This is a genomic window from Streptomyces kanamyceticus, from assembly GCF_008704495.1.
Classification (GTDB): Bacteria; Actinomycetota; Actinomycetes; order Streptomycetales; family Streptomycetaceae; genus Streptomyces; species Streptomyces kanamyceticus.
The window spans coordinates 6,779,585-6,792,479 of record NZ_CP023699.1 but is presented as its reverse complement, the minus strand read 5'-3'; the positions used below and the strand labels follow the sequence as shown (position 1 = coordinate 6,792,479).

At 71.6% G+C, this 12,895-nt stretch carries 11 protein-coding genes; 4 read left to right on the top strand and 7 right to left on the bottom strand.

Annotation, left to right across the window (positions count from 1 at the left end; genetic code table 11):
- Nucleotides 1-17: 17 nt before the first annotated feature.
- The 5 genes from CP970_RS29265 to leuA form a co-directional block, all read right to left on the bottom strand.
- Entirely contained in the window at nt 18-698 is a 681-nt protein-coding gene (locus CP970_RS29265) for a response regulator (RefSeq protein ID WP_055545362.1), read from the bottom strand.
- On the bottom strand, nt 695-1,942 hold the full coding sequence (locus CP970_RS29260; RefSeq protein WP_224058791.1) for a sensor histidine kinase: 1,248 nt from the start codon (nt 1,940-1,942) through the stop codon (nt 695-697). Before CP970_RS29260 ends, CP970_RS29265 begins: the two co-directional genes overlap by 4 nt.
- Before the next feature lie 62 nt (nt 1,943-2,004).
- Complete coding sequence (locus CP970_RS29255) at nt 2,005-4,104, bottom strand: MMPL family transporter (RefSeq protein ID WP_079043340.1); 2,100 nt, start codon at nt 4,102-4,104, stop codon at nt 2,005-2,007.
- Nucleotides 4,105-4,252: 148 nt separating this feature from the next.
- On the bottom strand, nt 4,253-4,993 hold the full coding sequence (locus CP970_RS29250) for a TerB family tellurite resistance protein (RefSeq protein ID WP_055553305.1): 741 nt from the start codon (nt 4,991-4,993) through the stop codon (nt 4,253-4,255).
- Nucleotides 4,994-5,164: 171 nt separating this feature from the next.
- On the bottom strand, nt 5,165-6,886 hold the full coding sequence (gene leuA, locus CP970_RS29245) for a 2-isopropylmalate synthase (protein WP_055553303.1): 1,722 nt from the start codon (nt 6,884-6,886) through the stop codon (nt 5,165-5,167).
- Between the two features lie 335 nt (nt 6,887-7,221).
- On the opposite strand from leuA, the gene CP970_RS29235 reads away from it, so the two are divergent.
- The 4 genes from CP970_RS29235 to CP970_RS29220 all read left to right on the top strand — a co-directional run bounded on the left by CP970_RS29235 (nt 7,222) and on the right by CP970_RS29220 (nt 11,359).
- Nucleotides 7,222-8,298, top strand: coding sequence for a M4 family metallopeptidase (locus CP970_RS29235; RefSeq protein ID WP_055553301.1), 1,077 nt, complete (start codon nt 7,222-7,224; stop codon nt 8,296-8,298).
- A 44-nt stretch (nt 8,299-8,342) separates the two neighbouring features.
- The gene (locus CP970_RS29230; protein WP_055553299.1) at nt 8,343-8,609 is read left to right on the top strand and encodes a protealysin inhibitor emfourin; all 267 of its coding nucleotides are present in this window, start codon (nt 8,343-8,345) and stop codon (nt 8,607-8,609) included.
- A 162-nt stretch (nt 8,610-8,771) separates the two neighbouring features.
- On the top strand, nt 8,772-10,124 hold the full coding sequence (locus CP970_RS29225; RefSeq protein ID WP_055553297.1) for a GH1 family beta-glucosidase: 1,353 nt from the start codon (nt 8,772-8,774) through the stop codon (nt 10,122-10,124).
- The gene (locus tag CP970_RS29220) at nt 10,121-11,359 is read left to right on the top strand and encodes an MFS transporter (RefSeq protein ID WP_055553295.1); all 1,239 of its coding nucleotides are present in this window, start codon (nt 10,121-10,123) and stop codon (nt 11,357-11,359) included. Before CP970_RS29225 ends, CP970_RS29220 begins: the two co-directional genes overlap by 4 nt.
- Before the next feature lie 106 nt (nt 11,360-11,465).
- Here CP970_RS29220 and era read toward each other — a convergent pair whose 3' ends face one another.
- Nucleotides 11,466-12,428: a GTPase Era gene (era, locus tag CP970_RS29215; RefSeq protein WP_398655968.1), complete on the bottom strand. Its 963-nt coding sequence runs from the start codon at nt 12,426-12,428 to the stop codon at nt 11,466-11,468.
- A 92-nt stretch (nt 12,429-12,520) separates the two neighbouring features.
- The gene (locus CP970_RS29210; RefSeq protein ID WP_055553293.1) at nt 12,521-12,874 is read right to left on the bottom strand and encodes a hypothetical protein; all 354 of its coding nucleotides are present in this window, start codon (nt 12,872-12,874) and stop codon (nt 12,521-12,523) included.
- Between the last annotated feature and the right edge of the window lie 21 nt (nt 12,875-12,895).

Below are 12,895 nucleotides of genomic sequence, written 5' to 3'. Positions count from 1 at the left end.
CATGGCGGCGCACGTCCTCATGGCGACGCCACCGAACCCGGCGCCACGAGTCCCGACTCGTAGGCGATGATGACCAGTTGGGCCCTGTCGCGCGCGCCCAGCTTCCCCATGATGCGGCTCACGTGGGTCTTCGCGGTCAGGGGGCTCAGGCCGAGCGTCTCGGCTATCTCCGTGTTGTTCAGGCCGCGCGCGACGAGCCGCAGCACCTGCCGTTCCCGCTCCGAGAGCCCCTCGGGGCCACCCGCCCCGGTCAGCTCGGCGGCGTCCGGTGACCGCAGCACCCGGGCGATCAGCCGTGCCGTGGGCCCCGGCGAGAGCAGCGATTCGCCGAGGGCCACCGTGCGGATGGCGTCCAGGAGTTCGGCGGGTCGGGTGTCCTTGACCAGGAAGCCGGACGCGCCCGCGCGCAGCGCGTCGACGACGTGCTCGTCCGTGTCGTACGTCGTGAGCATCAGGACCTTCACGCCCGCCAGATCCTCGTCGGCCGCGAGCAGCCGCGTCGCCTCGATGCCGTCGAGATCGGGCATGCGGATGTCCATGACGACGAGGTCGGCCCGCTCGGAGCGGGCGAGTTCGACCGCCGAGCGGCCGGTGCCCGCCTGCCCGACGACCTCCATGTCGGGCGCGGATTCGACGAGCATCGCGAACGCGGCACGCACCAGCGTCTGGTCGTCGGCGAGCAGCACGCGGATCGTCATGCCAGACCTCCCAGGGAAACGGGCGCCAGGGGCAGCACCGCCGACACCATGAAACCCCCCTCGGGCCGCGGCCCCGCCTCCAGGGTGCCGCCCACCGTACGCGCCCGCTCGCGCATCCCCACGAGGCCGAACCCCGGCGCGTGGGACGCCTCCTTGTCCCCCGCTCCGTCGTCGGCGACCGTCACGTTCAGCGCGGCGTCCTGGACACGCACCGCCACGCGCACGGTGAGGTCGGGTCCCGCGTGCCGTACGGCGTTGGTGAGTGCCTCCTGCACGATGCGGTAGGCGGCGGCGCCCACCGCGGGCGGCGCCCGGCACTCGGCGACCGAGAGGTCGACGTCGGCGCCCGCGGTGCGGGCCGCTTCCGCGAGGTCGGTCAGTCCTTCGAGGCCCGGCAGCGGCCCCCTCGTCTCCTCCTCGGCGCCGCTGGACCTCAACACCTCCAGCGTGGCGCGGAGTTCGATCCTGGCGTCGCGGCAGGTGTCGGCGACGTCGTCGAGCGCCCTGGCGACCGCCGCCCGGTCCAGGCGGTCCGGGTCGGCGGCCAGGACGTGCGCGGCCACCGACGTCTGGACACCGACCAGGGTGATGCTGTGCGCGAGCAGGTCGTGCAGGTCGCGGGCGACCCGCAGCCGCTCCTCGGCGACCCTGCGCCTGGCCTCCTCCTCGCGGGTGCGCTCGGCGCGCACGGCCCGTTCCAGGACGGAGGCGACGTACTGCCGGTGCATGCGCACGTACACGCCGAGCAGCAGGAAGGACACGATCCAGCCGGATATCCGCAGCGACTCCGTGCCCTCGGCCATCCCTTCGGAGAACTTCAGGCTGAGCATCACAGCGAGCACGCTCGCGCCGACGAGGACGGCGTACAGCGGGCGGCGCCGCGACGCGACCGTGTACAGGCCGCACATCGAGACCGCCATGGGGGCGGTGTGGTTGACGTCGAGGAGGTGGTACGACATCAGGATCGCGATCAGCACGGCCATGACGCCGAGCGGCGCGCGCCGCCGCCACACGATGACGACGTGGGCCGCGACGAGCAGCGCCCAGCCAGCCGCGCCCGGCGGCTCGCCGTTGTCGCGCACGAACCCCACGACGGCGCCGCTGCTCGCGAACATCACCAGGGCGAACAGGACGTCGGCGCGGAGCCTGCCCGCCGGTCCCGGCATGCCGACCACCCGCTCGATCAGGCGGGGGCGCACCACGTCGGAGAGTGTCTTCGCGTCCACCTCCTCATCTTCCGGCACGCGGGTGCCCCTCCGGGAGGGGAGGGGCACCCTGGGCACACGGGCCGACCCGGGTACACGGGTCAAGGCGTCGGCACCCGTACGGGCTCGGGCTCCGGGGCGGCAGCCACCGCCCGCGGCCTGGACAGCGCGCCGGGCCACCACACCTTCCTGCCGAGCGCCACGCTCGCGCTCGTCACCAGGTACGTACGCACCAGGAAGGTGTCGAGCAGCACGCCGACCGCGATGACGAAGCCCAGTTCGACGAGTTGGACCAGCGGCATGTTGGTGAGCACGGCGAACGTCGCGGCGAGCACGAGGCCCGCCGAGGCGATGACGCCGCCGGTGGTGCGCAGTGCGGTGAGCGCGGCCGTCCCCGGTTCGGCCCCGTTCAAGCACTCCTCACGCATCCGGTGCATCAGGAAGATCCCGTAGTCGACCCCTAGTGCGACGAGGAAGACGAACGAGAGGAGACCGAGCCCCGGGTCGGTGCCCTCGAACCCGAAGAGCGGTTCGAAGACGAGCCCCGCGATGCCGAGCGAGGCGCCCCAGACGGCGACCACGGCACCGAGCAGCAGCAGCGGCGCGACGAGGCTGCGCAGCAGGGCGACGAGGATCAGGAGCACGGCCGCGAGCACCAGCGGCACCACGACCGTCCGGTCCCGCGCGTTGGTGTCCTTCAGGTCGAGCTGCTGGGCGCTCGACCCGCCCACGTAGGACCCGTCGAGTCCGTCGCGCAGCGCCTCGATGGTGGCGGTCTCCCCCGCCGACTCGGGCGGCGCGGCGGCGAGCACGGAGATCTCGGTCCACCCGTCACCCGTACGCCCCTTCTCCGCGCTCTCGACGCCCTTCGTGCCCCGGATGTCGGCGAGCGATTCGGCGGCCCGCCCGGCCGGGGTCATCACGGTGATGGGCTGGGTGCCCTGCTCGGGATAGGCGGCGGCGAGGGTCTCCATGGCCGACACCGAGTCCGGCGTCTTGGTGAAGGAGTCCTCCTGTTTGAGGGCGCCGGGCAGGTTGAACGCGCCGAGCGCGAGCGCCCCGAGCAGCACGGCGCCGCTCGCGAGCACGGTGAGCGGCCGTCGCCCCGCCGAACTCCCCATCGCGGCGAAGAGGCTCCGGCGCTGCTTGACCGCGCTGCCGAAGGCGGGCACGAGCGGCCAGAACACGCGCCTGCCGAGCAGTACGAGGATCGCGGGCAGCAGCGTCAGCATGGTGGCGAGCGCGCAGAGCACCCCGACGGTGCCGAGCGGCCCCATGCCCCGGCTGCTGTTGAGATCGGCGGCGAGCAGGCAGAGCAGGCCCGCGGCGACGGTCCCCGACGAGGCGAGCACGGCGGGCCCGCAGCCGCGCAGGGCAGCCACCATCGCGTCGTAGGGCCGCTCGATCCTCCTCAGCTCCTCCCGATACCGGGAGACGATGAGCAGCGCGTAATCCGTCCCCGCGCCGAACACGAGGATGGTCATGACGCCCGAGCTCTGCCCGGTGACGGCGGTCCCGAAGGCCTGGTGGAGCCCGTAGGCGACCCCCATCGCGAAGTAGTCCGCGACCCCCGCGACGGCGAGCGGCACGAGCCACAGGAACGGGCTGCGGTAGATGAGGATCAGCAGCAGCGCGACGACCCCCGCGGTGGTGTAGAGCAGCGGCCCGCCGAGCGAGTTGTAGACCTCCCCCGCATCGGTGTCGAGCGCCCCCGCCCCGCCGACCTCGACGCTCAGCCCGCCGTCGCCCCTGGCCACCTCCCGCACACTCTCGACCAGCGCGTCCCGCTTGTCCTCGTCCTGGCCGGGTTCGGTGGTGGCGACGGGATAGATGAGGGTGGTGCCGTCCTCGGAGGGCACACCCTCGGGCTCCGCGACGAGCGCGTGCGCACCCGCCACCTCGCGGACCTGCTCACCCGCGAGACTCCGGTCGGCGACGGTGAGCCCCCCGTCCCGGTGGTACACGAGCACCAGCTCGGTGGCCTCGCCCCCGGGCAACTGGTCCTGGATCTTCGCGACTTCGGTGGAGTCGGCGCTCGCGGGCAGGTAGTCGACGGGCCGGTCCTTCTGCACGTCGGCGAGTTTCGCCGCGAAGGGCGAGGCGAGCGCGAGGACGACGATCCAAAGCCCGAGAAACACCCAGGGCACGGCGCGCCGCCGCCCCGGTGGCGCTCCGGTCCGTACGGTCTGTGCGGCCCCCATGACGGGCCTCCTTCGGCAGGGGTGACTTGTCCGGGTCAACCCTTCCGGGGCGCGGGGCTCAATCCGTCCGGCTGGGGGGCGAGTTGGGGCGTACGACGCGGGGAGGCCGGGGCCGGGGATTACTCCCCGCGGAGTACGCCCGGGGCGCTCAGGACGGCGTCCGCGCCGCCACGAGGAGGCGCGCCACGTCGTCCGACCCGATCGTCAGCGCGCACCCCGCCGTGGCGAGCACGTCCCGTTCCGCGGGCGTGTAGGGCCCGTCGGCGAGGGCGATCCTGGCGCCCTGGAGGAGCAGTGCCTCGCGGCCCGCGGGGGCCAGGTGTGGGGCCAGGGGGCCCAGCGCCTCGTGGAGTTCGATGGCGAGGCCGGGGACCGCGGGGCCGCAGTCGGGCTCGGTGGCGCGGCCGGTGTCGGCGGCGAGCGCGTCGACGAGGGCGCCGAGCTGGTCCCGGGTGCAGTCGTCGAAGCCCGCGCCGCGCAGGGTGCCGACGGCGGTCTCCAGGGTGGTGCGCGAGGTGGCGCCGCCGGTGGAGAGGACGGCGAGGACGACGGTGTGGACGGCGTCGCGGAGCATCGCGGAGAGCCGGGTGGTGGTGGGGTGGTCGAGGACGTCGGGGTCGAACAGGTCCTGGCAGGCGGCGCACCGGATGACGGGCCCCGCGCTGCCGCGCGGCACGACCGGCAGGCCGAGCAGGACGAAGCGGCGCCGCCCGGTGAGCCGCTGGTAGTTGCGGTCGCCGCCGCAGGCGGGACAGAAGAACTCGCCGTCGCCGACGCAGTCCCAGACGGTGTTCATGCCGATCACGCGCCTGAAGAGGGCGTGTCCGCGCGTGACGGGCCTGCCGCAGATGCGCGTTTTCCGGCCGTTTCGTCCCCGATCTGGCAGCACCACGCACCTCCGTAACTCCCCGGCTGCATTGCCGCGTTGGCGTGATGTTAGCCACATCCATGATGCGGCGTCAGCACCTCGCACAGGAGATCGAGCGGGAGATGGCCGGGAGACGACGGAGCCCCGCCCGCCCGATCGGCGGACGGGGCGGGAAAAGCGCCGGTGAGAGGGTCAGCGCGCGGCCCGGTTCACGGCGGAGACCACGGCCTTGAGCGACGCACGTGTCGTATTCGCGTCGATGCCGATGCCCCACAGGACCTTGTCGCCGATCGCGCACTCGATGTACGAGGCGGCCTGCGCGGACGCTCCCTCGCTCATCGTGTGCTCCTGGTAGTCGAGCAGGCGTACGTCGATGCCGATGCCCTGCAGCGCGCCGAAGAACGCGGAGATCGGTCCGTTGCCCGTACCGGTCAGAACGGTGTCGGCGCCGTCGAGGGTGGCCTCGACGGTGAGCGTGTCGACGCCGTCCGTGTCGGTGGTCGTCTGGCCGTTCTTGACCTGAATCCGACCCCAGGGGTTGTCCGGGTTGGGCAGGTACTCGTCCTGGAAGACGCTCCAGATCGCACCCGGCGTGACCTCGCCGCCCTCGGCGTCGGTCTTCGCCTGGATGATCCGCGAGAACTCGATCTGCATGCGGCGCGGCAGGTCCAGCTTGTGGTCGTTCTGCAGGACGTACGCGATGCCGCCCTTGCCGGACTGGGAGTTGACGCGGATGACGGCCTCGTACGAGCGGCCGACGTCCTTGGGGTCGATGGGCAGGTACGGCACGGCCCACTCGATGTCGTCGATGGTCTTGCCCTGGCCCGCGGCCCGGGTCTCCATCGCGTCGAAGCCCTTCTTGATGGCGTCCTGGTGGGAGCCGGAGAAGGCGGTGTAGACGAGGTCGCCCGCGTAGGGGTGGCGCGGGTGGATCTCCATCTGGTTGCAGTACTCGGCCGTACGACGGATCTCGTCGATGTCCGAGAAGTCGATCTGCGGGTCGACGCCCTGGCTGAAGAGGTTCATGCCCAGCGTCACCAGGTCGACGTTGCCGGTGCGCTCGCCCTGGCCGAACAGGCAGCCCTCGACGCGGTCGCCGCCCGCCATCACGGCCAGCTCGGCGGCGGCGACGGCGGTGCCGCGGTCGTTGTGCGGGTGGATGGAGAGGCAGACGAACTCGCGGCGGGACAGGTTGCGCGACATCCACTCGAAGCGGTCCGCGTGCGTGGAGGGCGTGGAACGCTCCACCGTGGCGGGCAGGTTGAGGATGATCTCGCGCTCGGCGTCGGGCTGCCAGACGTCCATGACGCCCTCGCAGACCTCCAGGGCGAAGTCCAGCTCGGTGTCCGTGAAGATCTCGGGGCTGTATTGGTACCCGAAGGTCGTACGGTCGTCGAGCAGCTTGTCGGCGTACTCCATGACCAGCCGGGTGCCGTCCACGGCGATCTGCTTCACGGCGTCGCGCGAACCCCGGAAGACGACGTCGCGCCAGACGGGCGCGGTCGCGTTGTACAGGTGCACGGTGGCGCGCCTGGCGCCCTTCAGGGACTCGACCGTGCGCTCGATCAGCTCTTCGCGCGCCTGGGTCAGGACGGAGATCGTCACGTCCTCGGGGATCGCGTTCTCGTCCTCGATGATCGAGCGTACGAAATCGAAGTCGGTCTGGCCCGACGAGGGGAAGCCGACCTCGATCTCCTTGTAGCCCATGCGTACGAGCAGGTCGAACATGGCGCGCTTGCGGGCCGGGGACATCGGGTCGATCAGGGCCTGGTTGCCGTCGCGCAGGTCGGTGGAGAGCCAGCGGGGCGCGACCGTGATCCGGTTGTTCGGCCAGGTGCGGTCGGTGATGTCGACCTGCTCGTACCTGCCGTACTTGTGGACCGGCATGGATGTGGGGCGCTGGAAGTTCGGCATGTGCGGGGCTCCTCGGGAGTGTCCTGAAGGACGGCCGACGGTCTTAGCGCAACGCCGAACTCCGCGGGGAGGGGGTCGGCCTCGTCTACAGGCCCTCGCCGCGGCAGCTAAGGAGAAGCAGCCCGAATCGCATGATGTGCCGCAGCCTAGCCGAGCCGTGCTCTGTGCGCGGGCCCGTATCAGTATGCGGGACCGCCGTCAGATTCCGGCCAAAAGGTGCGGTATCCCACTGAGGTGGTCACGACGGGGTCACCTTCAGGCCCTCGTATACCTCTATTTCACTAATCATGGTTGCAGGTAGTGACAGCGGCATGACCCAGTGCCACATTGCCGCCATGACCGCCAACCCGGCGGGCTTCGAGCCCGTCTTCTGCAGCATCGTGCCGCCGCACGTCCTGGACACTCTCGCCCAGAGCCAGGACCCCGCGCTCTCCGCTCCCGCCCGCCGCACCCTGCAGCGGGACGCCTTCGAGCGCACCCAGCGCCGCCTGACGACCGTCATCGGCGCGCCCAGCGTGAGCCCGCCCAAGGAAGCCGCGGCGGGCAGGCCGCACCGCACGCTCTACGACGCCAGGCACCGCACGGAGCTGCCCGGCCGCAAGGTGCGCGGCGAGGGCGACAAGCCCGGCAAGGACGCCACCGTCAACCGCGCGTACGCGGGCCTCGGCGCGACCTTCGAGCTCTACCAGAAGACCTACGAGCGCAACTCCATCGACGGCAGCGGTCTGTCGCTGAACGCCACGGTGCACTACTCCGAGGAGTACAACAACGCCTTCTGGAACGGCGAGCAGATGGTGTTCGGCGACGGCGACGGCGAGATCTTCCTCGACTTCACCATCCCCGTCGACGTCATCGGCCACGAGCTGACGCACGGCGTCACGCAGTACACCGCGAACCTCACGTACTTCGGGCAGCCCGGCGCCCTGAACGAGTCCCTTTCGGACGTCTTCGGTTCGATGATCAAGCAGTACACGCTCGGCCAGACCGCCCAGGAGGCCGACTGGCTGATCGGCGCGGGCCTGCTCGCCCCGCGCGTGACCGGCAAGGCGCTGCGCTCCATGAAGGAGCCGGGCACGGCGTACGACGACGACGTGCTCGGCAAGGACCCGCAGCCCGCCGACATGGACCACTACGTCAAGACAGGCCGCGACAACGGCGGCGTGCACATCAACTCCGGCATCCCCAACCGCGCCTTCTACCTGGTCTCCGACGCCCTCGGCGGCCACTCCTGGGAGCGCGCGGGACAGATCTGGTACGCCGTACTGACCGGCGGCGAGCTGGCACAGGACGCCTCCTTCACCGACTTCGCGAAGCTGACGGTCGCCGCGGCGCGCGCGAAGTACGGCGACGGCGACGAGCTCAAGGCCGTCATCGACGCGTGGTCCACGGTCAAGGTCCCCGCCACCGACTGACGGACGCGCTACCCGCCGCCCATCCGGTGGAGTAGACAGGACCCATGCGTATCCAGGTGAAGCGCACGGGAGGATTCGCGGGCATCGACCGGCACGCCGAGGTGGACACCTCGACGCTGGCCGATGCCCCCGAATGGCACGCCCTGGCCGAACAGGCCTTGGCCGAGGGCCGCGGCACCCCGCCGATAGGGGTGCCGGACGGCTTCAACTACCAGCTGACGGTGGACGGGCACACGGTGTACTGCTCGGACCCACGACTGACGGATCCGCAGCGCAAGCTGATCTCGCGGGTACTTAAGGAGGGCGCCTAGAGCGCCCCCGTAAGGGGCGCGGGGCTGTGACACGTGCGGCTCCGCCGCGTGGGCGCGACCAGCCACAGCGGACCCGCAGATCCCCTAGAAACCTGAGCCCTGTTCATCTTTTCCCCGCACGGCCGTTGACTTCCGTACCCGACAGTACGGAAGATCCCGCCCATGGCAGCGACCGCGGCGATACCCCAGTTCCCCCACGACTTCCTGTGGGGCGTGTCCACATCGGCCCACCAGATCGAGGGCGCCGCCGACGAGCGCGGCGCCTCGGTGTGGGACGCGTTCACCACCGTCCCCGGCAACGTCAAGGACGGCAGCACGGCCGCCGTCGCCTGCGACCACTACCACCGCTACCGCGAGGACGTCGCGCTCATCAGGGAGCTCGGCGTCGGCGCCTACCGCTTCTCGGTCTCCTGGCCGCGCGTCCTGCCCACCGGGTCGGGCTCCGTGCACACGGCGGGCCTCGACTTCTACGACCGCCTCGTCGACGAGCTGTGCGCGGCGGGCATCCGCCCGGTGCCCACGCTCTTCCACTGGGACACCCCGCTGGTGGTGCAGGAGGCGGGCGGCTGGCTGAAGCGCGACACGGCCGAGCGGTTCGCCGATTACGCCGCCGTGGTCGCGGCCAGGCTCGGCGACCGCGTCACCCGGTGGATCACCCTCAACGAACCCGCCGAACACACCCTGCTCGGCCACGCGCTCGGCCAGCACGCGCCCGGCGAGCGGCTCCTCTTCGACGCGCTGCCCGTGGCCCACCACCAGCTGCTCGCGCACGGCCTCGCCGTACGGGCGCTGCGCGCCGCGGGCGCGAGTGACATCGGCATCGCCAACTCGCACGGCCCGACCTGGCCCGCGTCGGCCGACGCCGAGGACACGGCGGCGGCCGACTTCTACGACATACTCCTCAACCGCCTCTTCGCGGACCCGCTGCTGCTCGGCCAATACCCGGACGGCATCGGCGAGTTGATGCCGTCCCCCGACCTCGCGGCGGACCTGAGGACCATCTCCGCCCCCCTCGACTGGTACGGGATCAACTTCTACCAGCCGACGAAGGTGGGCGCCCCGCTCCCCGAAGGCACCGCCGCCGAGTTCTCCGGCGTCACCCTGCCGCCCGAACTCCCCTTCTCCCCCAGGGAGATCGACGGCTACCCGGTGACCGACTTCGGCTGGCCGGTCGTCCCCGACGCGCTCACCGAACTCCTCACCGCCTTCCGCGACCGCTACGGAGACGGCCTCCCGCCCCTGGTCATCACCGAGAACGGCTGCTCGTACGAAGGTCTCGACGACCAGGAGAGGATCGACTACCTCGAAGGCCATCTGCGGGCGCTGCACCGGGCGTTGGAGGCGGGGGTGGACGTGCGCGGGTACTTCGTCTGGTCCCTCCTCGACAACTTCGAATGGGCCGAGGGCTACCGGCGGCGCTTCGGCCTCGTCCACGTCGACTACGACACCCTGGAGCGCACCCCGAAGGCGTCCTACGACTGGCTGCGCGAGGCCCTGCGGGCGCAGCGTCCATGACCGCCACCGCGCTGCGGGAGCCGACCGAGCGGGTCGGCGGGGGCTGGGCGGGTGCCCTCTCCCTCGCCAACGGCGCGATCTGGGTGGGCTGGTACGGCCCGCTGCAGATCCTCCTCGCCGTCCAGGCGGAGGACCTCGCGCCCGCGGGCACCTCGAAGGAGACCGTCCTGGCTTGGGTCACCGGTGTCGGCGCGGTCGTCTCCCTCGCCGCGAACCCGCTCTTCGGCGCCCTCTCGGACCGCACGACGTCGCGCTGGGGGCGGCGCACCCCCTGGATCGTGGCGGGCACGGCGGGCGGCGCCGCCTCGCTCCTCCTGCTCTCCGCCGCGGGCTCCGTGTGGTCGATGGCGGCGGGCTGGTGCCTGGTCCAGCTCACCCTGAACGCCGCGTTCGCCGCGGTCACGGCCGCCGTCCCCGACCGGGTGCCGCGCGCCCAGCGCGGCTCGGTCGGCGGCTGGCTCGGTGCGGCGCAGCTGCTCGGCGTGGTGGTGGGCACGGGGCTCGCGACGGTGGCGGGCGGCACGGTGGCGGGGTACGCGGCGTGCGCCGTCTTCACCGTCGCGGGCGTGCTCCCCTACGTCGTACGCCACCGGGACCTGCGCCTGGCGCGCGCCGACCGGCCGCCGTGGAACGGGCGGGAGTTCCTGAGGGGCTTCTGGCTGAGCCCGCGCCGCCACCCGGACCTGGCCTGGGCCTGGCTCACCCGGTTCCTGATCAACGTCAGCAACTCGGTGGTCCTGCTCTACCTGCTGTACTTCCTGCGCGACCGGATCGCGTACGCGGACCCCGAGCAGGGCGTCCTCATCCTCACCGCCGTGAACGGCGTGACGATGCTGGCCACCGTCGTGGTCGGCGGCGCCTGGTCGGACCGGGTGGGCCGCCGCAAGCCCTTCGTGACCTGGTCCGGCGCGCTGATGGCGGCGGCGACGGGCCTGCTCGCGCTCTGGCAGACCTGGCCGGGCGCGATCGTCGCGGCGGCGGTCCTCGGCATCGGCTTCGGCGTCTTCACGTCCGTGGACTTCGCCCTGATGACCGACGTCCTGCCGAAGGCACTCGACCGCGGCAAGGACCTGGGCGTCATCAACATCGCCAACTCCCTCCCCCAGGTCGCGGCCCCGGTGATAGCGGCCCCGATCGTGACGTACCTGGGGGGCTACCGGGTGCTGTACCTGACGGCGGCGGTGGTGGGGCTTGCGGGGGCGGTGCTGGTACGCAGAATCAAGGGGGTGCGGTAGGAAATCGAGCCCGTCCGGCTCAGAGGGGGGGACAGTTCAAGCCCGTCCGGCGATTGAGGACGAACTCGGCGAAGCCGGTGATGACACCGGCCCCGTGCGACCCGCCTCAGAAACCGAGCTTGCGCAGCTGGCGCGGGTCCCGCTGCCAGTCCTTCGCCACCTTGACGTGCAGGTCAAGGAAGACGGGCGTACCGAGAAGCGCCTCGATCTGCTTGCGGGACTTGATGCCGACGTCCTTGAGCCGCTTGCCCTTGGGACCGATGATGATCCCCTTCTGGCTGGGCCGCTCGATGTAGACGAACGCGTGGATGTCCAGGAGCGGCTTGTCGGCGGGGCGGTCCTCGCGCGGCAGCATCTCCTCGACGACGACGGCGATGGAGTGCGGCAGCTCGTCCCGCACGCCTTCGAGCGCCGCCTCGCGGATCAGCTCGGCGACCATGACCTGCTCGGGCTCGTCCGTGAGGTCGCCCTCGGGGTAGAGCGCGGGGCCCTCGGGGAGCAGCGGCACGATGAGATCGGCGAGCAGGTCCACCTGCTTGTCGCCGACGGCCGACACCGGGACGATCTCGGCCCACTCGAAGCCGAGCTCCACGGCGAGCTGGTCGATGGCGATGAGCTGCTCGGCGAGGGTCTTGCCGTCGACGAGGTCGGTCTTCGTGACGATCGCGATCTTCGGCGTCTTCTTGATGGAGGCGAGCTCCTTGGCGATGAAGCGGTCGCCGGGGCCGAGCTTCTCGTTCGCGGGCAGGCAGAAGCCGATCACGTCGACCTCGGCCCAGGTGGTCCGCACGACGTCGTTGAGGCGCTCGCCGAGCAGCGTGCGCGGCTTGTGCAGCCCGGGGGTGTCCACCAGGATCAGCTGCGCGTCCTCGCGGTGCACGATGCCGCGCACGGTGTGCCGCGTGGTCTGCGGCTGGTCGGCGGTGATCGCCACCTTCTTGCCGACCAGAGCGTTCGTCAGGGTGGACTTGCCCGCGTTGGGGCGGCCGACGAAGCAGGCGAAACCGGCCCGGTGGGCGGCCTCGGACGACGCGGCTGAAGACGGATTACGAACGCTCATGGCGCCCATTGTCCCTGATCCCCGGAGCGCCGCCGCACCGCGCTCGAAATCTCAGCCCCTCCGGCGATCGAGGAGCGGGGCCGGGGCGGAGCCCCGAGGCGTCAGCCCGCTTCCGCCCGCACGCGAACCTCGCCGTCCGCCCCGGCGAGGAACACCGGCGTCCCGGCCCCGCCCAGGTCCCGTACAGCCGCAAGATCCTCATCCCGCACAGCCGTCTCGCCAGAGACCACCGCCGCCGCCTCAAGGGACTCCGCCCCTGACGCCACCGCCATGGCGACCGCCGTCCGCAGCGCGGAAAGCTGGAGCGAGTCGAGCGCGACGGTCCCGGCCACATACGTACGCCCGGTCGAGTCCCGCACCGCCGCCCCCTCGGGCACCCCGTTACGGGCCCGGGCCGAACGGGCCAGGGTGACGATCTTGCGGTCCTCGGGGTCCAGCGCGGCGCTCTCAGTCATGCCCCGAGCATACGGAGCACA

What these genes read in the sequence shown, in the direction of transcription:
- CP970_RS29265 (WP_055545362.1), bottom strand. Translation starts at nt 698, where the DNA reads ATGACGATCCGCGTGCTGCTCGCCGACGACCAGACGCTGGTGCGTGCC.
- CP970_RS29255 (WP_079043340.1), bottom strand. Translation starts at nt 4,104, where the DNA reads ATGGGGGCCGCACAGACCGTACGGACCGGAGCGCCACCGGGGCGGCGG.
- leuA (WP_055553303.1), bottom strand. Translation starts at nt 6,886, where the DNA reads ATGCCGAACTTCCAGCGCCCCACATCCATGCCGGTCCACAAGTACGGC.
- CP970_RS29235 (WP_055553301.1), top strand. Translation starts at nt 7,222, where the DNA reads ATGACCGCCAACCCGGCGGGCTTCGAGCCCGTCTTCTGCAGCATCGTG.
- CP970_RS29230 (WP_055553299.1), top strand. Translation starts at nt 8,343, where the DNA reads ATGCGTATCCAGGTGAAGCGCACGGGAGGATTCGCGGGCATCGACCGG.
- CP970_RS29225 (WP_055553297.1), top strand. Translation starts at nt 8,772, where the DNA reads ATGGCAGCGACCGCGGCGATACCCCAGTTCCCCCACGACTTCCTGTGG.
- CP970_RS29220 (WP_055553295.1), top strand. Translation starts at nt 10,121, where the DNA reads ATGACCGCCACCGCGCTGCGGGAGCCGACCGAGCGGGTCGGCGGGGGC.
- era (WP_398655968.1), bottom strand. Translation starts at nt 12,428, where the DNA reads ATGGGCGCCATGAGCGTTCGTAATCCGTCTTCAGCCGCGTCGTCCGAG.
- CP970_RS29210 (WP_055553293.1), bottom strand. Translation starts at nt 12,874, where the DNA reads ATGACTGAGAGCGCCGCGCTGGACCCCGAGGACCGCAAGATCGTCACC.